This window comes from Jannaschia sp. S6380 (genome assembly GCF_023015695.1).
Classification (GTDB): Bacteria; Pseudomonadota; Alphaproteobacteria; order Rhodobacterales; family Rhodobacteraceae; genus Jannaschia.
Map to the genome: position 1 here is coordinate 1,322,630 of NZ_JALKAS010000001.1, position 22,129 is coordinate 1,344,758.

Consider the following 22,129-nt stretch of genomic DNA (forward strand, 5'->3'; position numbering starts at 1 on the left):
GTCCCTTCGACTTGGCCACGGGGTGCAACGCGGCCCGCCGCCTTTCGGATCATTCGAAGATTGCGTCCGGAGGCCGATGGGCGTCAGGACATTCGCCCGCAGCCGGCGCGCCCATGCGGTCAAGCCGCCCAGACGCGCAGGGCGACCGATCCCGTTCGTGCCCCCGCAGACGCAACTTGCAGTCCGTCCGCTGCGGTGTTGCTATACAAGTCGGAGAAACCGGCGCGGCTCGAACCGCGCGCGGGTTCTTCACGCGCTTGAGGTTTCAGGGAGGAAATCATGAGAAGATATCTAGTATCGACCGTATCGGCCGTACTTCTGACGGGCACGGCCGCGCCGTCCTGGGCGGCGGAGATCGAGTTCTGGCACGCCTTCACCGGCCGCCTGGGGGACCTCGTTGCCGAACAGGTCGAGACGTTCAACGCGTCACAGGACGAACACAGCGTCGTCGCCTCGCACAAGGGCAACTATTCCGAGACGCTCAATGCCGGGATCGCCGCGTTCCGGGCGGGCGAGCAGCCGGACATCCTGATGGTGTTCGAGGTCGGCACGGCCACGATGATGAACGCCGCGGGCGCGATCAAGCCGATCCACGAGGTCATGGCCGAGGCTGGGATGGAGTTCGACCAGTCGAAATACATCGGCTCGGTCAAGGGGTACTACACCTCCGCGGACGGCAACATGCTGTCGCTGCCGTTCAATTCGTCCACGCCGGTCCTTTGGGTCAACCGCAACAAGCTGGAGGAAGCGGGGATCGACCCGGACACCGACCTGTCGACCTGGGAAAACGTCAGCGCGGTCCTGGACCAACTGAAGGAGGCCGGCGTCGACTGTCCGATGACCACCGCCTGGCAAAGCTGGATCCACCTGGAAAACTTCTCGGCCTATCACGACGTGCCCTTCGCGACGCAGGCCAACGGCTTCGGCGGCACCGATACGGAGTTGGCGTTCAATTCCGATGCGCAGGTCGCCCACATCTCGGCGATGGGGGATTGGGCGCAGGACGGCAAGTTCATCTATGCCGGCCGCCGCAACGAAGGCGGGGCCAACTTCCGCGCGGGCGAATGCGCCCTCTTCACGGAATCGTCGGCCGGATATGCGGGCATCAGCTCGGAGGCGGAGTTCGAATTCGACGTCCGCCCCCTGCCCTATTGGGAAGCCGTCGCGGGCGAGCCGCAGAACACGATCATCGGCGGCGCCTCGCTGTGGGTGATGGAAGGTCAGACGCCGGAGGAATACGAGGCGGTCGCGGCCTTCCTCGACTTCCTCTCCTCGCCCGAGATACAGGCAAAGTGGCATCAAGACACGGGCTACCTGCCGATTACGGCCGAGGCGGGCGAGCTGACCCGCAGCCAAGGATTCTACGACGAGAATCCCGGCACGGACGTGGCCGTCATCCAGATGACCGCGAAGGAACCGACCGACAATTCCAAGGGCCTGCGCCTTGGATCGTTCGACCAGATCCGCGGCATCATCGACGAGGAGCTGGAGGCCGTCTGGGCTGGCGACAAGGACGCGCAGACCGCGCTGGACAGCGCCGTCGATCGCGGCAACCAGCTGTTGCGCCGCTTCGAGCAGGCCAGCCAGTAGCCGTCGGGCGAAAGCGTGCATGAGATCGGCAGCGGCCAGGCCCTGGCCGCTGCCGGCGGAAACCGGCATCCCGCAGGGGTTTGAGCATTGGAAAAGCGCGTCACGTTCAAGGGCTGGCTGCTGCCGCTTGCGCTGGTCTTTCCGCAGGTCCTGATTTCCGCCGTTTTCTTCTTCTATCCGGCCGCGCAGGCGATCTGGCAGTCCCTCTTCATCCCCGACCCGTTCGGCCTGTCCAAGCAATTCGTGGGCCTGGGCAACTTCGCCTACCTGCTGGACGATCCGTTCTACCGTGCGTCGTTCTGGACGACGGCGGTTTTCTCGACGCTGGTCACCGTCGTCTCCATGGTGCCGGCGCTGTTCCTGGCGGTGCTGGCCGATCGCCTCATCAAGGGGGCGGGTGTCTATCGCACGCTGCTGATCTGGCCCTATGCGGTCGCGCCGGCGGTCGCGGGCGTGCTGTGGCTTTTCATGTTCAACACGCGGGTCGGCGTGGTGTCGTGGTATGTCGGCCTGCTGGGCTATGACTGGAACCACGTCCTGAACGAGGCCGAGGCGATGGGCCTGGTGGTCGTCGCGTCGGCCTGGGGGCGGATCAGCTACAACTTCCTGTTCTTCTTCGCCGCGCTCCAGGCGGTGCCCAGATCGGTGATTGAGGCGGCGGCCATCGATGGCGCACATTTCTGGCGCCGGTTCTTCGACATCGTGCTGCCGCTCCTGTCGCCCACGACCTTCTTCCTGCTGGTGGTAAACGTCGTCTATTCCTTCTTCGAAACCTTCGGCGTGATCCACACCATCACTTCGGGCGGGCCGCAGCAGGCGACGACGATCCTCGTCTACAAGGTCTTCAAGGACGGATTTGTGGGCCAGGATCTGGGGTCGTCGGCAGCGCAGTCGGTCATCCTGCTCTTCATCGTCGGCGCGCTGACGGTGCTGCAGTTCAAGTTCGTCGAAAAGCGAGTGCATTACTGATGACCGAGGCCGTCAAGATCGCACCCGTCGATGCCGAGCCGCCCCCCGGCATGGTCGAGAAACGGGGCGGCGCCTTGTGGCTGACCCATGCGCTGATGATCCTGGGCGTGCTGATCGTCTTCTTCCCGATCTGGCTGGCCTTCGTCGCATCGACCGTGACCCAGGCCGAGATCGTGTCGCCGCCGATGCCTTTGCTGCCGGGCGACCGGCTGGTGGAAAACTACAGCCGCGCCCTCCTGTCGGGCGTGAACGTTCCGGTCGCCACGATGCTCTTCAACTCCTCGGTCATGGCGCTGGGCATCGCGCTGGGCAAGATCGCGATCTCCCTGCTCTCGGCCTTCGCCATCGTCTATTTCCGGTTTCCGGGGCGCACGACGTTCTTCTGGATGATCTTCATCACCCTGATGCTGCCGGTCGAGGTGCGCATCGTCCCGACCTACGAGGTCGTCGCGGGCTTCGGAATGCTAAACTCCTATTCCGGCCTGATCTTCCCGCTGATCGCGTCGGCGACGGCGACATTCCTGTTTCGGCAGTTCTTCATGACCATCCCCGACGAGCTGGCCGAGGCCGCGCGCGTCGACGGGGCGGGTCCGATGCGCTTCTTCTTCGACATCGTCCTGCCGATGAGTCGGACGAACATCGCCGCACTCTTCGTGATCCTGTTCATCTACGGGTGGAACCAGTACCTCTGGCCCCTGCTGATCACCACCGATCCCGAGATGAACACCATCGTGATGGGCATCAAGCAGATGTTCCCCTCGGGCGACGACACCGCCGACTGGCCCGTTATCATGGCGACGTCGATCCTGGCGATGATCCCGCCGGTCATCATCGTCGTGTCGATGCAGAGGCTCTTCATCAGCGGGCTAGTGGACAGTGAGAAGTAATGGCTGAGATAAGTCTCGAGAACGTTCGCAAGCGGTTCGGCGACACCGCCGTGATCCACGGCGTGGATGTCGACATCGCGGATGGCGAGTTCATCGTCATCGTGGGCCCCTCCGGCTGCGGGAAGTCCACGCTTTTGCGCATGGTCGCCGGGCTGGAGAGCGTCTCCTCCGGCGAGATCCGGATCGGCGGGAACCGCGTCAACGAGATGGAGCCGATGGAGCGGGACATCGCGATGGTGTTCCAGAACTACGCGCTCTATCCGCATATGAGCGTGCGCGAGAACATGGCGTACAGCCTGAAGATCGCCGGCCTGTCCAAGTCGGATCGAAACGCGAAGGTCGCGGAGGCGGCGAAGCTGCTGCAGCTCGAGGACTATCTCGACCGCAAGCCAAAGCAGCTTTCGGGCGGTCAGCGCCAGCGGGTGGCGATGGGCCGCGCCATCGTGCGCGAACCGGCGGTGTTCCTGTTCGACGAGCCGCTGTCGAACCTCGACGCCAAGCTGCGCGTGCAGATGCGGCTGGAGATCAAGGAGTTGCAGTCGAAGCTCGGGATCACCGCGCTCTACGTCACCCACGATCAGGTCGAGGCGATGACGATGGCCGACCGCATGATCGTGATGAACAACGGCGTGGTGGAGCAGATCGGCACGCCGCTCGACGTCTACGAACGCCCGCGCACCCTGTTCGCCGCGCAATTCATCGGCTCGCCCGCCATGAACATCGTCAACGGGACGGCCGCCGGGGGAAGCGTGTCGCTGCCGGGCGGGTCGTCCCTGCCCCTGGCGACTGCGCATGAAGGCGCGGTGAAGGTCGGCATCCGCCCCGAACACGTTCAGCCGGACCCGGACGGCCTCGTCGCACTGAATGTCCAGCTGGCCGAACCGCTGGGCGCGAACACGCTGCTTCACGGTCGCCTCGAAGGGTCCGGGCAGCCCTTCACCCTCAGCCTGTCGGGCGTCCATCAGCCGCGCCCGGGCGACGCCGCGCTGAAGTTCTCGATCGACGCGGCGCGCGTGCATCTCTTCGATCCGTCCACCGGGGAACGGCTGGACGTCTGACCGCGCGGGCCCGGTTTGAGCGGGCACCCCTGCCGAATTGCGGAACCGGGCGGCCGTCGGAAGCCGGACCATTCAATCGGCCAGGCGATCATCCCGCCGCGACGCACGCCAAGCCGGCCTCGCCATGCACGGCCTCGTCGCATCCGTCGCAGCATGGACGTGAGAGGAGAACGAAGCGAAGCTTGAGAGTGACGCGTGCCGTGCGCGATCAGCGAGGAAAGCCGCAGCGAACGGGCAGCAGAGTTTTACAGGGGCATTGCGATCCGGACGAGCTCTGGCGGAACACGCGGATCACTCCTCATCTCGTCATGGGTCAGCACCAAGGTCGCGAACTGGCCGGCGTCGCCAGCCGCGCCTGAGCCATCATGCTGTCCACGCGCGACGACACGACCCGTCGGATCGGTCGATGCGATTGCGCGTTCGTGCTCGGACAGGCTTCGGGGCAGATTCCAGGACAGCCACGGCAATCCGGTGCCGCCGGCCAATGCCGGCGCGGCATGATCCGGGTCAGGCGCCAAGACTACGCCGCCTTGATGCGCTCCACCAGCTTTCGGTCGAGAACACGTTCCGACCTGCGTAGGCGGCGGGCAACGGTGGTGGGATCCGAGCGCAGCTGTTCGGCGGCGCGGGCAACGTAGCCGCCCTCGGTCCAAGCGAGGCCGTCGCTGGCGCGCATGCCGCCTTCCGCGTGTATGCAGGAAGGCTGCCAGGTTCTGCATACTTGCCGGTGCCCGTCGGGCCGATCCTCGTTCCTGTCATCCGCCAGGAGGCGCATTCCGATGAAGACCGGCCGAACTCCTACCACCGCCGCCCCGCCCGAGGAGGGATGGGATGTCCTCGGCCCGAACGACGTACATGTAAGGGGCTGGGCGTTCGGCATCTACGTCGCGGCCGCCCGGCCCGGCGGGTCCAGGACCGCGGATGCGTCCGTCGCCAAGCGCGTCCGCGAAACGTCGTTGGGGCCGGCGATGAAGATGCAGTCCGACAAGCTGCTCACGAACTCGTTGGAAGAGCTTAAGCCCTGCAACGAAGTCGGAAAGCCCCATCCCCGCAAGGTCAAGGGCGACGCATCCAGGAGGGCCGTCCGCGCCCGCGCGGCGGTGGCCTGATCCACACCCCCAGGAGTGAGACCATGGCACGTCTCGCAACCGCCCACGCGAGCGGACTGATCGCGGATGCCTCGCCGACGGCTGCATCGGAACGGCCTGTGCACGTGTCCTCGCCGTCGAGCCCGGGCGCATGTTTGCTTGCGACGTTGACATGGGACGCTCGACCGTCCCGCTGCCAATGAAGGACTTCTTCGTGGTCTGGACCCCGAAGGACAAGGGGCCGCGACGGCACGCTCGTGACCGCGCCCGTTCACTATGACGGGGCGCAGAAAGCGGGTGGCCGGGCCGCTGCGGCCGTGGCGGGCGCGCTGGCCGTGGACTTCCGCTATTTCGCCAACGTCCAAGGTGGCAGCTACTTCGAGATGTGACGCGGCGTCGTCGCAAGAAAGACACCGCCATGCAGGTCCGTCTCTGAACCGCCTTGATCGCAACACGCGCCGCGCCGGGATCGGCCTTCGGCATCGTCATTGCCGACGGCACGCTGGGCTTGGCAGTCCGTCTCGGCGAACGTCGTCTGGTCGGCACGTTCGCGCGATGGGCGGCGGATGTGGAGGCTGGAACCTTGTGTTCGTCGTCATCGCGCGATCGACAACCCGGGGGAGACCCAGTGAGGCAGTCCACCCCTGGCTGTCAAATGTTACGGCGCCTTGCGCGGCCTTTCGCCCGGAGAGGTCGTCAGTCCGGCAGCCCCAAGACGGTGATCCGCGCCGGGCCGCCCTTCCATGGCCAGATCGGGGAGTTCATGCCAGACGCCACGGCGATGAGTTGACGGCCCCCTCCACTTCCGTCGTCGGTATAGGTGATCACGCCGCCGCCGATGGGGCCTCCGACGGCATAAGTGGCCAATTGTGCCCCGTTCACCGCGTCGAAGGCGTGGAGCGTCCCATTCAGGTCGCCGGTCAGGACGATCCCGCCCGCCGTCGGCGTGACGCCCGCGATCAGCGGCGTGGGCGCATGCCAGACCCAGGCGACCTCGCCGGTATCGGCATCAATGGCGTTCAGCCAGCCCTACGACTCTTCGGCCGGGTCGCTTTCGCCGAAGGCATGGTCCTCAGCCATCTCCTCGGATACGCCCGACCAGGCCTGCCCCAGCGACAGCGAGACCGCGTTCTCCGGATCGGCGATGGTCACGGTCGTGCAGCGGTCGACGGAGCCGACATAGGCCAGATTGGTGTCCGCGTGGTAGGCCGGTCCGTTCCACATCACGCCGGCGGTGGTGCCGGGGCAGAAATAGGTGCCGTTCGGCCCGAGCGGCGCGTCGACGTTCAGCATCGTCGTCACCGCGCGGGTGAAACGCTTGTTGGGCGGCACGGCGCTGGCGGGCTGTCCGCCGCCGGGCGCGGCCTCGCCGGTGGCGCCGGTTCCGCCGACGTCGTCCTGTCCGCCGATGTCGCCGATGGACACATCCTCGAAGGCGTGGAGGTTGCCGTCCTTCGCGCCCGCCAGCACCGTCCGCGTCCCGTCGGCCGTGGTCACGACGGCGGGCGCCGCCGAAGCGTCCCAATCGTGGAAATCCTCGGGGACCATCAGGTGATGGCGCACGTAGCTGCCATCCTGTGCGTCGAGCACGGTGATCGAGTTCGTCATCAGGTTCGCCCCCTCGCGCAGGGACGAGATGAAGTCCGGCGCCGGGTTGGCCGTCGGCACGTAGAGCAGGCCGCGCCCGCCATTCGCCGCCGGGTCGAGCGTGTAGGACGTCCAGGAGGCCCCGCCGGTGATCGGCTCGTCCACGTCCACGTTCCAGGTGGTCGGATCACCCGTCGTCGCATAGCCGTCGGTGGCGTCGTTGCTGATCGGCGCGTCGACCAACGTCAGCGTGCCCACGTTCTGCTCCTTGGGAACGAGGAACGTCTCCCAGACGGGGTCTCCCGACGTGGCATCGAACGCATAGACCCGCCCCTTGACCCCATAATTGTCGCCGCCCGCGTTGCCGACAAAGACCTTGCCGTCCCAGGCGACGGGGGCGGCGGGAATTGTCTCGCCCTTGTCGGTGATCCCGATCTGGACCTCCCAGAGCAACGCGCCGGTCGCGGCGTCGAGCGCGATCAGCCGCCCGTCCTGCAGCCCCCGGAACAGCCGACCGTCGAGAAGCGCCGCACCGCGGTTCACCCGCAGGGGTCCCGCGCGCTGATAGTCCAGCGTGGTGCGCCAGCGTTCCTCGCAGGTGGCCGCGTCGATGGCGAAGGTGTCGAACTCGGTCGTGAAGAACATCGTGCCGGAGGCGACGATGGGCCCGGTCTGGAACGAGGTCGTCAATCCGGTGTCATAGGAACAAATCTGGCGCAGCGTGCCGACGTTCTCGCCGGTGATCTGGTCCAGCGGGCTATAGCGGTCCGACAGGAGCGCGCGGTTGTAGGAAGGCCAGTCGCCCGGCGCGACATCCTGAGCCATCGCGGGCGCAGCGGAGGCGATCATCGCGATGACAAGACGGGGGGTGGTCGATGGAAACATGGTCAGGTCCTTTCGTTTTAGGGTACTGCGTGGGCCAAGGGCCCGCGCGCCGCAAAGCCCGCCGCAAGCGCCAGGAGGAGTCCGGCCCCCACGGCGAACGCCGCATTGCTGCCGAACGACGCGATCAGCGTCTGCGTCGCGAGCGGCGAGGCGAACTGGCCCATGAACAGGCAGGTCGTCATGACGCCCACGACCCGGCCTCGCGTGGCCTCGGTGGCGACGTCGCCGGCCAACGCGTTGAGGCCCGGCAGCAGCAGGCCGAAGCCGCAGCCGAACAGCGCCAGCCCCGCGACGACGGTCAATGGGGTCGGCGCGATCGCGACGATGCCGTAGCCCGCCGCCATCAGTCCGAACGTCGCCGCGAACACGATGCGGCGCGGAAGCCGCCGGGCGACCCGACCATAGATCGCGGAGGCGGCCGCGCCGGTCGCCTTGGTCGCGGCGACGGCGACCCCCGACAGCGTCCCGGAGGAGGTCCCCATCTCGGCCAGATGGAACGGGATCTGCACCGGCACGAGGTAGAAGATGACCATCGAGGCGAAGGCCAGGCCCGCCAGGCCGGCGACCCGCCCCCGGGCCAATGGAACGGGGTTCGGATCGTCCGCCTGCGGGGCGCGTCGTTCCGGCTCCGGCAGATGCAGCCATGCGAGGATCAGGATCGGAAGGACCAGCGCGTAGATCGCGAACGGCCCGCGCCAGGAGACGTCCGCGAGCAGCCCACCGGCCAACAGGAACACGATGCCGCCCAGCCCGGAGAACGCGGCCTGCCGGCCCAGGACCTCGTCACGCCGGGCGCCGTCGTAGTAGTCGGTGATCAGCGTTATCGATGCGGTCATGACGATGCCCACGGCCACGCCGAGCAGTGCGCGCGACGCCAGCAGCGCCCAGATCGACGAGACCAACCAGCCGGCCGGACCCGCCACCAGATAGAGCGCGATCGCCACGAGCAGCAGCTTCCGCCGTCCGAACCGGTCGACCGCCGCGCCGGCGAGCGCCGCCGTCGGTGCGGTGAAGAGCGCGGGCGTCGTGAGAACGAGGCGCGCGAGCAGGGGGCCGTTCGGCCCGGCGGCGATCTCCCGCTCGACCGCCGGCAGGGATGGCGAGATCGTCGCCCCCGCCATGATGGTCATCGTCCCCGCCGGCAACAGCGTCCAGAGCCGCATGTCCGGTGTGTCCGGGCCGATGCTCATTTCCCGCACGGGTCCATGGGTTCGCCCTCCCAGATGTTGCGAACCGCCGCGTCGAAGCGTTCGTCACCCAGGTCGCGGCGCAGGCACCATCGTCCGTGGAGCGGCAGGATCGCATCCAGCCGGGGCAGCCGGTCGAAGAGCCGTTCCATCGCGTCGCAGAACACCGCGCGGGCGTCGTCCGACATGATCGGGCGTTGCAAGCGCGGATCGTCCGGCCCGTGGTCCGGACCGGGGCCGACCGCGCTGTCGCCGGCCATCAGGATATGCGCTTCGGGCAGGTGCAGCAGGATCGAGCCGGGCGAATGGCCCGGCATCTCGATCACCTCTGCCCCGTCGAGTGCTCGGTGAGCACGCGGGTCCTCCAGTCCGACGTCCAGCTTTGACGGCGCGTCCTGCGCCTGATCGGCGGGGTGCATCAGGAACGGCGCGCCGGTCATGTCGCCCAAGTCGCCGAACGCATCCCCCGATTCCGCCAGGTCGCGATGGGACAGGACATGCGCGACCACGGGGGCCCGGGTCTGGATGGCGCGCACCGCGCCCGTCACCCAGGAGACCGGCGCGTCGAACAGGATCGTCCCCTCGCCGTGCCGGATCGCGTAGGAGTTCAGCGGACGTTTCGATCCGCCCGAGACGGAACCCTTCTGCGGAAGCATCGTGACCGGTCCCAGGACCGGCTGCGGGTCGGGATCGTAGAAGCGCATCGGCGTGTCCTCCCAAGGATGTCAGTCGGTGACGGGATCAAGCCCCTCATCGGTCAAGGCGGTCCGAACCCCCTCGTCCTTCTCCAGTTTCGCGGCGAAGGCCCGAAGCGCCGGCCAGCCGTCGAGATCGGCATCGATCTGCCCGGTCCAGCGGCACATCACGTAGAGATAGGCGTCCGCGACGCTTCGACCGCCTTCCAGCACGTGGTCGCGGCCGCGCATCCGTTCGTCCCAGCGTGAGTAATGATCCCGGACGCGGGTTTCGGCGGCATCGCGCACCGCATCGTGGCATCCTTCGTCCGAGACGAAGCGGCCCGGAACGTGGAGCGGCGCGAAGGCCGGGTGGAACTCGCCCGTCAGTTCGGACAGCGCCTCGGCCAGAAGGCCCCGCGGCAGGCCAGCTGGCGGCAGTAGGTTCGCGTCGGGATATTCCTGTCCGATATGAAGAAGGATCGCCGCCGCCTCGGTCAGGGTGCCCTCGGACGTCGCTAGCGCCGGCACCTTACCCTTGGGATTGACTGCAAGAAAATCGTCGCCGTGGACCTCCCCCATCGTCAGCCGGACGGTTTCGTAATCGGCCCCGGCCCATTCCAGCGCGATATGGCAGGACAGCGCGCAAGAGCCGGGCATGTAATAGATCTGCATCCTACTGCCCCCCGAACATGGCCGGATCCTGATCAAGGATCAGCTCGCGGGAGGAAAAGCGCCAGCCGCCCTCGGTGCGGACAAGCTCATCCTCGAAGCGGACGGTGGCCATCATCGCGGGCCCGCCCTCGTTCATGGTCCGCCCCACGATCACGAGGTAGCAGGTCTGCCGCGCCGTATCCCCGTCGACCGCGATCACCGCGTTGGTGATGAGGTGCCGGGTGCCACCCATACCGGCCATCTGCCCCATGAAGCCCGAGACCCAGTCGCGGTAGCCGTCGCGGTCGTCGTAGTTTCCGAAGGGAGAGGTGAACGAAATCTCGTCGGCCCAGGTGGCCATGTGCGCGTCGAGGTCGCCCTCGTCGAAGGCGTTCTCGAACTGGTTCGACAGCTCGACGATGGCGATATGATCGGCGGCGGTCTGCGCATCGGCGCCGACGGCGTCGATGGACAGGCGCAAGCCGTCCTGCGCGGCGGCCACATGCGGCATGGCAAGGGCTGCGAGGGTCGCCAAGGCTTTGATTATATGTGTCATGGAAGCTCTCCGTCGGGGTCAGGATTGGTGGCCGCCGAACCGCCGAACGGGGGACCAGTCGGGCAGGATCTGGGGCAATGCGGGAAGAAGGTCGGCATAGGGGCCGTCGGCGTGGGTCGCCTGCCCGCCGACGAGGGTGAGCAGGCTGAGCGTGGCGACCATCTCATCTGTCGGGATGGTCAGCACGTCACGATCCAGCACGGCGAGGTCGGCATACTGGCCGGGCGCGAGGCGGCCCTTGCGGGCCTCGTCGCCCGAGAACCAGGCCGAGCCCACGGTATAGAGCGACAGCGCCTCAAGCCGCGTCCGGCGATGACGCGGCGCCAGGAGGACGGTGCCGCCCACCGTTCGGCCGGTCACCGCCCAGTCGAAGGCCGTCCAGGGATGGTACGACGCGGCCCGCGTGCCGTCGGTGCCCAGACCCAGCGGCACGCCCGCCGCGACGATGTCGGCCAGCGGCGGCGCCTCGGCCGCGGCCTCCATGCCGTAGCGGTCGGCGAAGATCTCGCCCGCGAACGCCATCCGATCCTGCACCGCGATACGGGCGATGGTCGCGGGGCGGATCGTCTCGGCATGCTCAACCGCCCAGCGGATGCCGTGAAAACCCGCGCGACCGGCATCTCGCTCTGCTGCATGGGCAGCCTCGAAGACGTCCATCATCCTCCGGATCGTCTCGTCATAGGTCGCATGGATGCGGATCGGCCACCGCTCCCGCAGGAGGTGGCGCACGATGGCCTGCAACTCGGCATCGGCCTCGCCGCGCGGCGGCAAATCGGGGCGCGGGGCCATGAAGTTCTCGAAGTCGTAGAAGGACAGGTCGATCGCCTCGCCTGCCCCCTCGAGGGTGAAGGCGTGTCGCAGCCGGTCGGCGAGGTCGACGTTCAAGGCATAGCGTTCGGGATAGCCCTGCAGGATCTCCAACTCCCGATCCGCCTCCTGGGGCGGCAGGAAATTCGAAATCCGCATTGCCATCTCACCCGCCTCGGCCATGGTCAGGGTGGCCGCATAGCCATCGGGATAGACATGTCCGCCGCCCGCGAGGTCCCCGACCGAGGTCAGGCCGAAGCGGGCCAGCTCGCGGTAGAAGTGGCGGGCCGAAGACAGCTCCGCCGCCGCGTCCAGGCCGGGCAACTCGGCGATGATGCGGTTCATCTCGCCGCTCGACGGCTCGGCATAGAGGATCGCGCCGCCGTCTTCGGTGATCTCGTAGCGGCCCGGCGTTCCTTCGCTCTCGCGGGCCCCCTGGGGCGTCAGGCCCGCCGCGCGCGCACCGGCCGCGTTCAGAAAGGCGCGCGAGTAGAGGTAAAGCACGAAGACCGGCACGTCGGGGGCCGCTTCGGTCAGCTCGGCCGGCATGGGCAGGCGACGTTCCTCGAACTGGTGCCGCGACCAGCCGCCCATGACGCGGACCCACTGCCCCGTCGGCGTGCGCGCGGCCTGCTCGGCCACCATCTCCAGCCCGCGGGCGAGGGTCGGCACCCCGTCCCACCGCAATTCCAGCGCGTAGAAGCGGGCGCCGCGCGTGGCATGCAGGTGGCTGTCATTGAGGCCGGGGATCACGCGCCGGCCGCCCAGGTCGATCTCGCGGGCGCCGGGCAGCGCCTCCCGCATCTCGGCGCGGTCGCCGGTGGCAAGGACCAGCCCGCCACGGATCGCGATCGCCTCGGCCTCCGGGCGGGTCGGATTCAGTGTCGTGATGCGCCCGCCCGACAGGATCGTGGCGCCCGGAGTCTGTGCCTTGGCCGACAGCCAGGGCGACACCGCCAGCGCGGCAGCCCCGCCGAGAAAAGCCCTGCGATGGGGCCTCATTCCGCGGCCTCGGGGGCGTGGCAGGTGGCGCGCCAGATCGTTCCGCCGGTATCGTCCATGACGAAGAGGGCACCGTCGGGGGCCACCGCCTTATCCGCCGGGCGGCCCCGCACCTCGGCCTTGTCGTCGCCCGAGACCCAGAACCCGTTCAGGAAGTTCTCGGAGGTCCCGGTGGGCCTGCCGTCCGCGAAGGGGGCGAAGACGACCTTGTAGCCGGTCGGTTGCGTGCGGTTCCACGACCCCTTCAGCGCGACGAAGGCGCCGCCGTGTTAACGGTGCGGGACCATGTCGCCGTCTTGGAATGCGGCATCCATGGCGGCCGAATGCGGCTGGAACATCAGGTCGGGCACGATGGCCTCGTTCACCGGATCGGGGCCCAGCTCGGCGAAGCCCGCCTGCGGGTTCGGGCCGATATAGCTGTCGGGAAAGCCGTAGGAGCCGCCCTTGGCCACATGGGTGACGTAGTCCGGTACCGGGTCGTTGCCGACACCGTCGCATTCCTGCACGATGGCCCAGAGGTGGTTCGTGTCCCGGTTGACGGCGAGGCCCGAGGGGTTGCGCATTCCGCGGACCGTCGTGGCCTGGTCGGTCCCATCCGCGTCGAAGCTCTGGCTCGAGGCCTTCGGCAGGGGTCCGACGCCGATATTGCCCGAGGTGCCGACGCCAACATGGAGGCGTCCGTTCGCCGTGATCGCGATGCCGCGATTCACGTGACCCTGCACGATGCCGAAGACACCCGCCTCGGTCGGCATGGTCTGGCCATCCATGAACTCGCCCGGGTCGCGCTCGGCCTCGGGGACGTCGCTGGCAGGGCGGGGCTGGGCGAAGGGCGGGCGGACGAGTCCGGTCTCGTAGCCGACGATCCAGATCCCGTCCTGATCGGCAACCAGGATCTGCTGCGCGCCGTCGGGCAATTCACGATCGTTGAGGCCATAGGGCAGGTTGAACTGGGCCGCATGGCGCTGGTTCCCTTCGGCCACGCCATCGCCGTCGCGCAGCAGCGTCGGATGGCCGGGCGCCTGCCGGGCGACCATCACGTCGCCGTTTGGCAGCACATCGGTCTGGCGCGGGTGCTCCAGCCCCGACGCGAACAGCGTGGCCAAGAAACCGTCCGACAGGTGCAGCGATCGCCCCTCGGCGGGCAGCGCCACGGGCGAATTGCGCACGGCTGGACCGCTATGGGGCGCGGGCATGTCGCGCATCTTGAACCGGAACACGGCGTCGACGCGCTGGTCCTCCTCGATGGTGACACCCGAAGGGTCGTTGCCTAGCGGAGGGGTGCCCGTCTCCGCCGCTTCGGCCGCGGTGGATTCCTCGATCGGCGCATGGTTCTCGGCGAAGGCGGCGCTGCCAGCGAGAGCGATGGCGAAAACCGGTAGGACGGTCGTGGATCGGATCATGATGCGGCTCCTTCCGGACCTTTCCGTGAGAGGTTCGTTCGCGGTTTCGGGGGACCGGTCATGTCAGATCGTCCAGCTCGGGCATCAGTCCGGCGAGACCTGCGGCATTTCGGCGAACGGCCTCGTCCGGGCGGGCCTCGTTCATCTCCTGACTGAAGGTCTCGGGTCCGATCGAGCGGATCCCTCCCTTTCCGCGAAGGACATCGACGGTGCGGACAAGATCGAAGTCCCCTTCGCCAGGCACGCGGCGGTGGTAGAGAAGATCGGTCTGCAGGTCCTCGACCACCTGCGTCCCACCATCGGCGATCTGCACTTCCAGGATGCGATCCATCGGGATTGTCCGGAGGAGGTCGTGATCCGGGTCCGAGCGCCAGAAATGCCAGGTATCGAAGGTCAGCCCGACATCGCTTCCGCTCGCCTGGATCAGGTCCCATCCGGTGGCGAGGTCGGTGATCTTCGAGGTCGGCATGAACTCGAAGGTCGGCCGGAGACCATGCGCTTTCGCGCGTTCGGCGAACGCCCCCATCGTATCGGAATAGGCGGAGCGCTCGTATTCGGCTCCTGCGGATTCGACCAGGTTGATCTGATCCGTGCCCAGCGCTTCGGCCATGCGGAAGACGTCGTCTTCGGACACTTCGACGAACTCGCGCGTGAACTCGTCGAGGCCTTCCATCGACCATCCGGGCACCCAGCAGGTGTAGGGATCGATGGTCGCGATGCCGACACCGGAGGCTTCGATGGTCCGGGTGATCTCGGCATCGGAGAGGCCGTCGCGCCGCCACTTCTTCATGTCGGCCGGGAAGACGGTCGTATGGGTGAAGCCGCTTTCGGCGACCGCTTCGAGACGTACGGCGAGAGGGTGCGCCATGAGGGCCGCGCCCCACATGACGAGGCGGGGTCGGTCGGTCATCGCAATCTCTCCGGTCTGGGCGCGCAGGCCACGGTTCGGCACGGTCGCCAGCGCGGCGCCCGTCCCGGCGATCATACGGCGACGATCGATCAACGCGCGCCCACTTCGCTGAGGAAATCGAGGATACGCGAGGACACCGCGTCGGGCGCCTCCTCGGTCAGCCAGTGCCCCGAACCCTCGATGGCGCCGCCGCGCAAGTCGCTGGCGAGGGGCCGCATCATCTCGAGCACGAAGGGTTCCGGAGAGATCGCGCCGGCATTGAGGGCAAGGACCGGCATCGGCAGTGGAGTGGCGAACTTGATCGCGTTGTCCTCGGCATCCTGCGGGAAGGCACGATACCATTCGAAGCCGGCGTGCAGGGTGTCTGGATCCTCGTAGGCGTCGACCGCGGCGGCCACAACGTCTTCCGGGGGCCCGGCGGGGCCGGCCCAGAGTTCGGTCATGAAATGGCGAATGTAGAACTCGGTGGAGTTGCCGACGATGGCCTCGGGCACTTCCTCGACCATATGGAACGAGAAATGCCATGCCGACGGGTTCGCCGCGATGCCGTCAAAGACGTCCGAGCCGGGCAATGGCGCATCCATGAGCGTCAGGGTCGCCACCTCGTCCGGAAAGGCGCTGGCGTAGGCGTAGGCGACCATCAGTCCGATGTCGTGGCCGACCAAGTGAACCGGACCGATGTCTGCCCCCGCGATCGCCGCGTGGATGTCGTCGGCGATCCCGGACTTGGTGTAGTCGCCGTCGGCGTTCGTACTCTCCCGCACGCCGGGCAGGTCGCAGGCGTACACGGTGAACGCGGCGGACAGCGCCGGCAGCACCGGTTTCCATTCGGCGGCCGTCTGCGGCCAACCGTGTAGCAGCAGCATCGTCGAGCCATCGCCGCCGACCATGCAGGTCAGTGTCTCGTCATTGCCCGCAAGGTCGACGCGCGCGAAACCCTCGGGCGGCTCCATGACCGCCTGCGCGAGAGATTGCGACGCAACGAGTATGACGCCGAGTGTGGTCAAACCGAACGTACGGGTCATCGGTTCTGCTCTCCGATCGAAGCGTCGTTCATCGTTCCGCCCGCCGTCGAGGTGGACGGACCGTTCATATGTTTGCCGTAGATCATCGTGACCGCCTCGCCCTCGGGCGTCTGCCAGTCTTCGATCAACTCGGATCCGATCGTGATCCACGAGGTCGTCATCGCGCCCGCGTCGCGCAGGCGCATCAACGCGGCCTGTTCGGCGCTCGCGCTGTCAGACCCCGAGATGTCGGTGATCACGCGGACGTCGTAGCCGTCTCGCAGCAGGTCGAGCGAGGTCAGGAGCGTGCAGTTGTCGGTGGTGATCCCGCCGATCAGGACGGTCTGCCGGCCGGTCGCCTCGACCGCGTCCTGGAACCCGCCCGACGCCCAGTCCGAGGGTGTGGTGCGCGTGAAGGGCTGCCCCCCGCCTGCGAAGCTGCGGATGGCCGGATGCATTTCGCCGTAGAAGCCGCCCTCGTCGCCCAGCACCATGATCGGGATGTCGAACGTCCGCGCCAGCTTGGCGGTTCCGACCGCGTTGTTGAGCATCTCGTCCACTTCGATCGTATCGACGATCGGATAGAAGCCCGAAGTGAAGTCAACGAGGACGAGGATCGCGTCCTCCGGGTCCAGCCGCTCCAGCGCGGCCGGCATGTCTTGGGCGGCTGCGGGTCCGGCGAGGATGGTGGCGGCCAGGATGAGGGGAAGTCGCATGGGAAGGGCTCCGGTCCGGGTCAGAAGGAGGCGTTGAGCTTGATCTGGACGAAGGCGATGTCCTCGGCGGGCCCGTTTGCCCCGAGGAACGCGCCGGTATCGAAATAGGCGGCGGTCGCGTTCAGCGAGAGGACATCGTCGATGGCGTAGTCCGCGATCAGGCCGATCTCGTGCCCGACGAAGCGGTCGTCACCGGCCGTGCCGCGCAGCGGGATCTGGGGCGGCGCGTAGATGCCGTCGGTATCGCTGAGCCGCCAGAACGCCTCGTAGCGGGCGGTTAGCGTCAGCTTGTCGGTGGGCGACATTGCGATGGCCGGCCCGACGCCCCCCAGGTTCCCGGGGCCGAGCGGGTTCGACTCGCCGAAATAGCGTCCGGGCGGGAAAGGAGCGCGGAACGTGCCCAGCCGGTCGTCCGCCGGATCGTCGTCGCCGGAACTGAGTCCGAAGCGCATCGAAACGACCGGAGACCAGGCCGCGTCGGCCCAGCCATAGGAGCCCGACCCGGCGAGATAGCCCGCCCGTATGTCGCCCCCACCACCCGCGAGGCCGCGCGCGTCGCCCCACTGAACGCCGCCCTCGACATCCCAGCCCCAGCCTTGGCCGGGGGGACCACCACTCCAGAGACGCGCCCCGAGCGTGTGGCGCGTCTCGTCCACCGGAACGGGCTGGAAGGCGTAGGGCGAGACCGCCCGGTCGAAGCCGATATAGAACAGGTCGAGATTGCCCTGCGGCAGGGCCGCGAAGGGCATCGTGGCGTAGACGCCCCAGAGCGATTTCCCGTCGTCGGTGCCGTTGTTCCAGGGGCCGGGATCGTCCTCGACCGGCCGGAAGGCGAAGGCGTCGGCGATCACGTCGCCCATGCGCCCGCGCACCAGGATGCCGTCGAAGTCGTTGCGCACGTTCGGGCCGTTGCGGATCGAGATCAGCCGGCCCGATCCGTAGTGCAATTCCTGGCGGCCGATCCGCACGAATGCATCCTGCGGGCGGCCGCCGGCGACGTCTCCGAAGGACAGTTCCGCGAAAGCTTGGTGGACATCGGGACCATCGTCTTCGGCCGCCGGAACGGGCGCGCGATTGCCGCGCACCTCGCCGAACTTCAGGGCACCGTAGAGACGGGCACGCTGACCGAAGGTCAGACCGACTTGGATGTTGGCCCGCAGGTGCCAGTCGCCGTCGTCGCCGGGATCGTCCCCAAAAGAGGCATCGTCGTACCACTCCGCCCCGAACCGACCGTCGAAGCCGAAAGACGCGAAGATCCGGCCATCCGCCGACAGGGGAACATGGCGCAGGCGGTCTACGGCGTCCCGCTCGGTCTCGGGGGTCATGCGAAGGTCCGACCAGTCCTCGTCCTGGCGCAGGATCGCCGTCGACGGGGCATTCGACGTCCCGCCGGTTCCGAATTGCGGCGTGCCCGGTGCGTAGGGCCGCAAGGCCGTCTCCGCCGCAAGGGGGCTTGTGGCGGCCAGCGCGAAGGGCAATGTGGCGAGGATGGTAGCGGATGGCTTCGACATGGTTCTCTTTGCGCGATGGGCAATGGGGTCAGGCATGCCCGCCACGGGGCTCAAGGACTTACGTTTAATTAGCGTCGAATCTGGCAGGTCAAGCGGCAGGTCGGATCCTTGCCGTTCACGTTCCGGGCGAGACCTATGACCGGGCCGGACGAGAGCGTCGAAAAGGCCGCCTGGCGCGAACAGGTGGGCGACGGCGCGTTCAGTGCGAACTTCCACGCCGCATCAGAGCTGATCGGCAAGCGCTGGACCGGCGCGATCATTCGGACCCTTTTCCACGGCAAGACCCGCTTTCGGGAGATTGCGGACGCGATCCCCGGGCTGAGCGACCGCCTTCTGTCTGAACGGCTGAAGGAACTGCGATCCCACGGTGTCATCGAGCCTCGGGGCGACGGCCAAGGATATGCCCTGACGGAAAAGGGCCGCGACCTGCGCCTCATCCTGCGCGAGATCGCAAAATGGGCGCATCGCTGGCGCGAGGGCGACTGAACGGCATCTATGCATCGAGCGGTCGCGGATCGCCGAGGTACTCGTCGCGCATCCGCCCCAGCCCGTGATAGGCCAGCGCCGCGATTGTCGGCGTGGGGTTCACGCCGACGTTCTGCGGAAAGACCGACCGGCCGAGGACGAACAGGTTGTGTGCGTCCCAATGCTGCAGCGCGGTGTTGACCACGCTGGTCGCCGGATCCCGCCCCGTCGCCGTACCGCCCACATTGTGCGTCGTCTGGTAGACGGTGATGTCGTAGGGCACCTTCAGCCCGTTCACCCGGATGTCCCGCGGCCCCATTGCGCGCGCGATCTCCTCGGCGCGACCGACGAGGTCGCGCATCCTCCGGGCCTCGTTGTCGTGGAAGTCGAAGGTCATCCGCAGAAGCGGGCGGCCATGGACATCGGTATAGGTCGGGTCGAGGTCCAGGTGGTTGCCCCGGTAGCTCTGGACCGAGGCGTGGACGTTCAAGCCCATGCGGTTCCGGTAGCCGTCGACGACCGCCTCCTTCCAGCCGAAGCCCCAAGGCGGACTGCCCGGTGCGGTCGGGTGGCAGGTGATCGGGTCGGCGCCCAGGTTGAACGATCCAATGAAGCCGCCGCCGACGAAGGGCCGGCCGTCGACCAGCGCGGAGGCGTGGGCGAAATTGTTGCGAAAGGTCAGGTCGTCCGGTCCAACGGCTGCGCCAGGGCGCCGCGCACCGAATAGGTCAGGCCGTCATGCATTCGACGGGTGGCGAAATCCTCCTGCCCGTAGGCGGGGCCGCGTTCCAGCGCGACGACGGACAGGCCGGCCTCGGTCAATTCCTCGGCGGCGATGGCGCCGGTCCAGCCGAGACCCACGATGACGGCGTCGGTGCGGGGAAGGTTGCGGGCCATGTCAGCGATCCTCCGCGCGCGGGCCATGGCCTGGACCAGGCTGACGGGGGCCAGATCGACGCGTTCGTCCAGTGGAAGATTCCGCCGCAGGTCCGTTCGGGCGCCGGGCAAGCCGATCATCCGCCAGGCGGCCATGTCGCGGTTCCCGCCATGGATGGGGTCGGCGAAATAGCCCGCGCACACGTCGAACCAGAACGTGCCGAAGAACAGCCCCGAGGGGACCGAGGCCAATGCCATCTGGCCAGACTGCATCAGGCGCAGCGCGTCGTCCTGGGTTCCGGGCGACATCGCGGCGAAGGGCGCACCATGTGCGGCACCGCTCCATTCGTCCAGATCGCGCAGCGCGACGCGATAGAACTCGTGCGGCTCAAGCGGCAGCTGGTATCCTTGTTCCGACGTGCCCGTCGCGAAGGGTCCCTGCATGTAGGTGCCCTCGCCCCGGCCATGGGCGGCACGCAAAGCCCGGTCGAGGAAGGTCGGCACGCCGGCCCTCAGCGGGGCGGATCCCATCCCGGTGGCCGGGATCAGGCGGTCGACCATCGCCTCGACCGCCGCGACCTCGATATCGGTAGAGAACAGTTAGCCCGGTGCCGTATGGGGCAGAGGGACGAGGTCTGCGCCTGCGCGGCGAAGGCGGCGGCGGAGGCCGCTCCGGCCAGAACGGCGCGTCGCGTCGGCTGGACGTAGGTCGATTGTCTGGGGGTAACGGGCATGCGCTGGCCTCTTGCAAATGGTGGATGTGTCGGGCGGGGAAAGCGGTGAACGACATCGTGCCGTATCCGACCCACCTCCCGCGCCGTGATTGCGGATGCCCCGAGAGGCGGGACGGCAACGCCCATACAGTGCGGCAGAGACCGTCCGGTCGATCCGTGGAGATTGGGAACGGGGCGGCTCCAAACGGGCATACCGGATCATCGTCACAGAACGACTTGGACACATAGGATGACCCGGTCGTCGTGATGGAACGATCTGCGCGAAATGACGGCGCCTTGAACGAACCGGGCGGATACGTGGAAACATCCCGGCGTTCCACCCGACCGCGTCGACCTGGCGTCACGTTGGGACCAATTATGCGTAAGCCGACGGTGAGCGCGGATATCGAGATGCACGAAAGCTACGCGGACCATTATCGCCATGGCCCAATCGCGACTTCGGGCAGGAATATCGCGCAGGGGGGACGTTCGGCATAGAAATGATAACGGTCGATCAGAAAGCGATCGAAGTCGTCGATCCCGCTATGGCACAATTCTGATTTGTGACAGCGAAGAACCTGCTCAGCCCCTTTGAGACAAAATTTCGGCGATGGATGGAAGCGTCACGTGACGATCGGTCGGATCCTCGACATCCATCCCGCCATGACGGACTGCGCGTTTCGCATTCCCGACGTGTCCCTGATGTTGATATCTATCGACGCGCCCGGCCTGAAACAGCTCCTTGCGCAGCATGATTTGAACTCCGAGAATCTTGCGGGTGTCACTGTACGATATCGAAACCTCCCGCAGGCAATCGCCTGCATGGACGCCATCTGGGACACAGCGGCACGCGACGATCCGGCCGCTTCCCTCGACCTCGACGGCGCGTTCCTGACGATGATGGGCGAGTTCATCGCCGCCTGCGGTCATGGCCTTCCGGCCGCATCAGCACTCGATGACATCCGCCTCGCACGCGCGGTCGACTATGCCGAGACGCACATCGCCGCGCCGCTGACCATGGGCGAGTTGGCCAGAGCGGCGGCCATGTCCGCCTCGGCCTTCTCGCGCGCGTTCAAGGCATCCACCGGCGAGACGCCATGGGCCTACATCCGCCGCCGTCGCCTGCAGTGCGCGGGCGAAAGGCTGGCGCGGACCGACGACACCTTGGCGCAGATCGCCGAGGCGTGCGGCTTCGCCGACGCATCGCATCTGGCGCGTTGCTGGCGGCAGGCGCATGGTCGGACGCCGCGTGAAGCCCGGCAATTTTCAGGAATCCCGTTCGCTGATCCTTCGCAGAGAGATGAACCAGTTCCACAGACGCGGTCTCGCGACGTCGAGAGCCGTTCGCCTACCAACGGCTGATGGGGGCATCGCCTCGGATGGAACCCCGGCCTTCCATCCATGCATCGCAATGGGATGGTGCTGGAACGGCGATTTTCCGATCCGGATCAGGCGCTAAAAGGAAGATTGGCTGGGGTGGTAGGATTCGATGGTCACCCCACGCCGCCGATCAAGTCACTGATAACGCGGCGCCGATGCTCCCGTCCGCTGTTTCGTGTATCGCAGTTCTCGTTCGCAGGATTGTAGTCA

The 22,129-nt window shown here is 67.2% G+C and carries 23 protein-coding genes; 8 read left to right on the forward strand and 15 right to left on the reverse strand.

Annotated elements, in window-relative coordinates:
• The first annotated feature begins 279 nt into the window (after positions 1-279).
• The 4 genes from ugpB to MWU52_RS06785 all read left to right on the forward strand — a co-directional run bounded on the left by ugpB (position 280) and on the right by MWU52_RS06785 (position 4,504).
• The gene (gene ugpB / locus MWU52_RS06770) at positions 280-1,590 is read left to right on the forward strand and encodes a sn-glycerol-3-phosphate ABC transporter substrate-binding protein UgpB (RefSeq protein ID WP_246950547.1); all 1,311 of its coding nucleotides are present in this window, start codon (positions 280-282) and stop codon (positions 1,588-1,590) included.
• Positions 1,591-1,677: 87 nt separating this feature from the next.
• The gene (gene ugpA / locus MWU52_RS06775) at positions 1,678-2,559 is read left to right on the forward strand and encodes a sn-glycerol-3-phosphate ABC transporter permease UgpA (protein WP_246950549.1); all 882 of its coding nucleotides are present in this window, start codon (positions 1,678-1,680) and stop codon (positions 2,557-2,559) included.
• 50 nt (positions 2,560-2,609) lie between these two features.
• Positions 2,610-3,446: a sn-glycerol-3-phosphate ABC transporter permease UgpE gene (ugpE, locus tag MWU52_RS06780; protein ID WP_246952791.1), complete on the forward strand. Its 837-nt coding sequence runs from the start codon at positions 2,610-2,612 to the stop codon at positions 3,444-3,446.
• Positions 3,446-4,504 carry a sn-glycerol-3-phosphate import ATP-binding protein UgpC gene (locus MWU52_RS06785; protein WP_246950552.1) on the forward strand — a complete coding sequence of 353 codons (1,059 nt, stop codon included), beginning with the start codon at positions 3,446-3,448 and terminating at the stop codon, positions 4,502-4,504. Before ugpE ends, MWU52_RS06785 begins: the two co-directional genes overlap by 1 nt.
• A 520-nt stretch (positions 4,505-5,024) precedes the next feature.
• On the opposite strand, the gene MWU52_RS06790 is transcribed toward MWU52_RS06785, so the two are convergent.
• A complete protein-coding gene (locus MWU52_RS06790; protein WP_246950555.1) occupies positions 5,025-5,180 on the reverse strand; it encodes a hypothetical protein in 156 nt (51 codons plus the stop codon).
• Between the two features lie 103 nt (positions 5,181-5,283).
• Between MWU52_RS06790 and MWU52_RS06795 the strand changes: the two genes are divergently transcribed.
• Both MWU52_RS06795 and MWU52_RS17960 read left to right on the forward strand, forming a co-directional pair.
• Complete coding sequence (locus tag MWU52_RS06795) at positions 5,284-5,613, forward strand: hypothetical protein (RefSeq protein ID WP_246950556.1); 330 nt, start codon at positions 5,284-5,286, stop codon at positions 5,611-5,613.
• A gap of 236 nt (positions 5,614-5,849) precedes the next feature.
• Positions 5,850-5,981, forward strand: coding sequence for a hypothetical protein (locus MWU52_RS17960; RefSeq protein ID WP_281493917.1), 132 nt, complete (start codon positions 5,850-5,852; stop codon positions 5,979-5,981).
• Between the two features lie 307 nt (positions 5,982-6,288).
• On the opposite strand, the gene MWU52_RS17965 is transcribed toward MWU52_RS17960, so the two are convergent.
• From MWU52_RS17965 to MWU52_RS06855, 12 genes are all read right to left on the reverse strand, one after another.
• A complete protein-coding gene (locus tag MWU52_RS17965) occupies positions 6,289-6,615 on the reverse strand; it encodes a PQQ-binding-like beta-propeller repeat protein (RefSeq protein ID WP_281494042.1) in 327 nt (108 codons plus the stop codon).
• Between the two features lie 6 nt (positions 6,616-6,621).
• Complete coding sequence (locus MWU52_RS06805; protein WP_246950561.1) at positions 6,622-8,064, reverse strand: PQQ-binding-like beta-propeller repeat protein; 1,443 nt, start codon at positions 8,062-8,064, stop codon at positions 6,622-6,624.
• A 17-nt stretch (positions 8,065-8,081) separates the two neighbouring features.
• Positions 8,082-9,254, reverse strand: a complete 1,173-nt coding sequence (locus tag MWU52_RS06810; protein WP_246950564.1) for an MFS transporter — start codon at positions 9,252-9,254, stop codon at positions 8,082-8,084.
• Entirely contained in the window at positions 9,251-9,955 is a 705-nt protein-coding gene (locus MWU52_RS06815; protein WP_246950566.1) for a hypothetical protein, read from the reverse strand. Before MWU52_RS06815 ends, MWU52_RS06810 begins: the two co-directional genes overlap by 4 nt.
• Positions 9,956-9,976: 21 nt before the next feature.
• Positions 9,977-10,600 (reverse strand): glutathione S-transferase N-terminal domain-containing protein, encoded by a 624-nt coding sequence (locus MWU52_RS06820; protein WP_246950568.1) that lies wholly within the window; start codon positions 10,598-10,600, stop codon positions 9,977-9,979.
• A gap of 1 nt (position 10,601) precedes the next feature.
• Positions 10,602-11,135, reverse strand: coding sequence for a nuclear transport factor 2 family protein (locus MWU52_RS06825; RefSeq protein WP_246950570.1), 534 nt, complete (start codon positions 11,133-11,135; stop codon positions 10,602-10,604).
• Between the two features lie 18 nt (positions 11,136-11,153).
• Positions 11,154-12,944 (reverse strand): amidohydrolase, encoded by a 1,791-nt coding sequence (locus tag MWU52_RS06830; protein ID WP_246950571.1) that lies wholly within the window; start codon positions 12,942-12,944, stop codon positions 11,154-11,156.
• A 269-nt stretch (positions 12,945-13,213) separates the two neighbouring features.
• Positions 13,214-14,344 carry a PQQ-dependent sugar dehydrogenase gene (locus tag MWU52_RS06835; RefSeq protein ID WP_246950573.1) on the reverse strand — a complete coding sequence of 377 codons (1,131 nt, stop codon included), beginning with the start codon at positions 14,342-14,344 and terminating at the stop codon, positions 13,214-13,216.
• A 58-nt stretch (positions 14,345-14,402) separates the two neighbouring features.
• Complete coding sequence (locus MWU52_RS06840; protein WP_246950575.1) at positions 14,403-15,329, reverse strand: TIM barrel protein; 927 nt, start codon at positions 15,327-15,329, stop codon at positions 14,403-14,405.
• A gap of 14 nt (positions 15,330-15,343) precedes the next feature.
• The gene (locus MWU52_RS06845; protein WP_246950576.1) at positions 15,344-16,279 is read right to left on the reverse strand and encodes an alpha/beta hydrolase; all 936 of its coding nucleotides are present in this window, start codon (positions 16,277-16,279) and stop codon (positions 15,344-15,346) included.
• Entirely contained in the window at positions 16,276-16,974 is a 699-nt protein-coding gene (locus tag MWU52_RS06850; RefSeq protein ID WP_246950577.1) for an isochorismatase family protein, read from the reverse strand. The genes MWU52_RS06845 and MWU52_RS06850 overlap by 4 nt, the downstream gene beginning before the upstream one ends.
• A 20-nt stretch (positions 16,975-16,994) precedes the next feature.
• The gene (locus MWU52_RS06855) at positions 16,995-18,485 is read right to left on the reverse strand and encodes an alginate export family protein (protein WP_246950579.1); all 1,491 of its coding nucleotides are present in this window, start codon (positions 18,483-18,485) and stop codon (positions 16,995-16,997) included.
• Positions 18,486-18,620: 135 nt separating this feature from the next.
• On the opposite strand from MWU52_RS06855, the gene MWU52_RS06860 reads away from it, so the two are divergent.
• Positions 18,621-18,971, forward strand: a complete 351-nt coding sequence (locus MWU52_RS06860) for a helix-turn-helix domain-containing protein (RefSeq protein ID WP_246950582.1) — start codon at positions 18,621-18,623, stop codon at positions 18,969-18,971.
• Between the two features lie 7 nt (positions 18,972-18,978).
• Here the strand turns inward: MWU52_RS06860 and MWU52_RS06865 are convergent, their stop codons facing one another.
• Together MWU52_RS06865 and MWU52_RS06870 are read right to left on the reverse strand one after the other, a co-directional pair.
• Entirely contained in the window at positions 18,979-19,446 is a 468-nt protein-coding gene (locus tag MWU52_RS06865; protein WP_246950585.1) for a GMC family oxidoreductase, read from the reverse strand.
• Positions 19,447-19,628: 182 nt separating this feature from the next.
• Positions 19,629-20,426: a gluconate 2-dehydrogenase subunit 3 family protein gene (locus tag MWU52_RS06870; RefSeq protein ID WP_281494043.1), complete on the reverse strand. Its 798-nt coding sequence runs from the start codon at positions 20,424-20,426 to the stop codon at positions 19,629-19,631.
• A gap of 740 nt (positions 20,427-21,166) precedes the next feature.
• Here MWU52_RS06870 and MWU52_RS18080 point away from each other — a divergent pair.
• On the forward strand, positions 21,167-21,901 hold the full coding sequence (locus tag MWU52_RS18080; RefSeq protein WP_246950589.1) for an AraC family transcriptional regulator: 735 nt from the start codon (positions 21,167-21,169) through the stop codon (positions 21,899-21,901).
• Positions 21,902-22,129: the final 228 nt, after the last annotated feature.

Bases quoted from the DNA above. Each gene is read 5' to 3' on its own strand.
- ugpB (WP_246950547.1), top strand. From the start codon at position 280: ATGAGAAGATATCTAGTATCGACCGTATCGGCCGTACTTCTGACGGGC.
- ugpE (WP_246952791.1), top strand. From the start codon at position 2,610: ATGGTCGAGAAACGGGGCGGCGCCTTGTGGCTGACCCATGCGCTGATG.
- MWU52_RS06785 (WP_246950552.1), top strand. From the start codon at position 3,446: ATGGCTGAGATAAGTCTCGAGAACGTTCGCAAGCGGTTCGGCGACACC.
- MWU52_RS06790 (WP_246950555.1), bottom strand. From the start codon at position 5,180: ATGCGCGCCAGCGACGGCCTCGCTTGGACCGAGGGCGGCTACGTTGCC.
- MWU52_RS06795 (WP_246950556.1), top strand. From the start codon at position 5,284: ATGAAGACCGGCCGAACTCCTACCACCGCCGCCCCGCCCGAGGAGGGA.
- MWU52_RS06805 (WP_246950561.1), bottom strand. From the start codon at position 8,064: ATGTTTCCATCGACCACCCCCCGTCTTGTCATCGCGATGATCGCCTCC.
- MWU52_RS06810 (WP_246950564.1), bottom strand. From the start codon at position 9,254: ATGAGCATCGGCCCGGACACACCGGACATGCGGCTCTGGACGCTGTTG.
- MWU52_RS06815 (WP_246950566.1), bottom strand. From the start codon at position 9,955: ATGCGCTTCTACGATCCCGACCCGCAGCCGGTCCTGGGACCGGTCACG.
- MWU52_RS06820 (WP_246950568.1), bottom strand. From the start codon at position 10,600: ATGCAGATCTATTACATGCCCGGCTCTTGCGCGCTGTCCTGCCATATC.
- MWU52_RS06825 (WP_246950570.1), bottom strand. From the start codon at position 11,135: ATGACACATATAATCAAAGCCTTGGCGACCCTCGCAGCCCTTGCCATG.
- MWU52_RS06830 (WP_246950571.1), bottom strand. From the start codon at position 12,944: ATGAGGCCCCATCGCAGGGCTTTTCTCGGCGGGGCTGCCGCGCTGGCG.
- MWU52_RS06835 (WP_246950573.1), bottom strand. From the start codon at position 14,344: ATGATCCGATCCACGACCGTCCTACCGGTTTTCGCCATCGCTCTCGCT.
- MWU52_RS06840 (WP_246950575.1), bottom strand. From the start codon at position 15,329: ATGATCGCCGGGACGGGCGCCGCGCTGGCGACCGTGCCGAACCGTGGC.
- MWU52_RS06845 (WP_246950576.1), bottom strand. From the start codon at position 16,279: ATGACCCGTACGTTCGGTTTGACCACACTCGGCGTCATACTCGTTGCG.
- MWU52_RS06850 (WP_246950577.1), bottom strand. From the start codon at position 16,974: ATGCGACTTCCCCTCATCCTGGCCGCCACCATCCTCGCCGGACCCGCA.
- MWU52_RS06855 (WP_246950579.1), bottom strand. From the start codon at position 18,485: ATGTCGAAGCCATCCGCTACCATCCTCGCCACATTGCCCTTCGCGCTG.
- MWU52_RS06860 (WP_246950582.1), top strand. From the start codon at position 18,621: ATGACCGGGCCGGACGAGAGCGTCGAAAAGGCCGCCTGGCGCGAACAG.
- MWU52_RS06865 (WP_246950585.1), bottom strand. From the start codon at position 19,446: ATGGGCTTGAACGTCCACGCCTCGGTCCAGAGCTACCGGGGCAACCAC.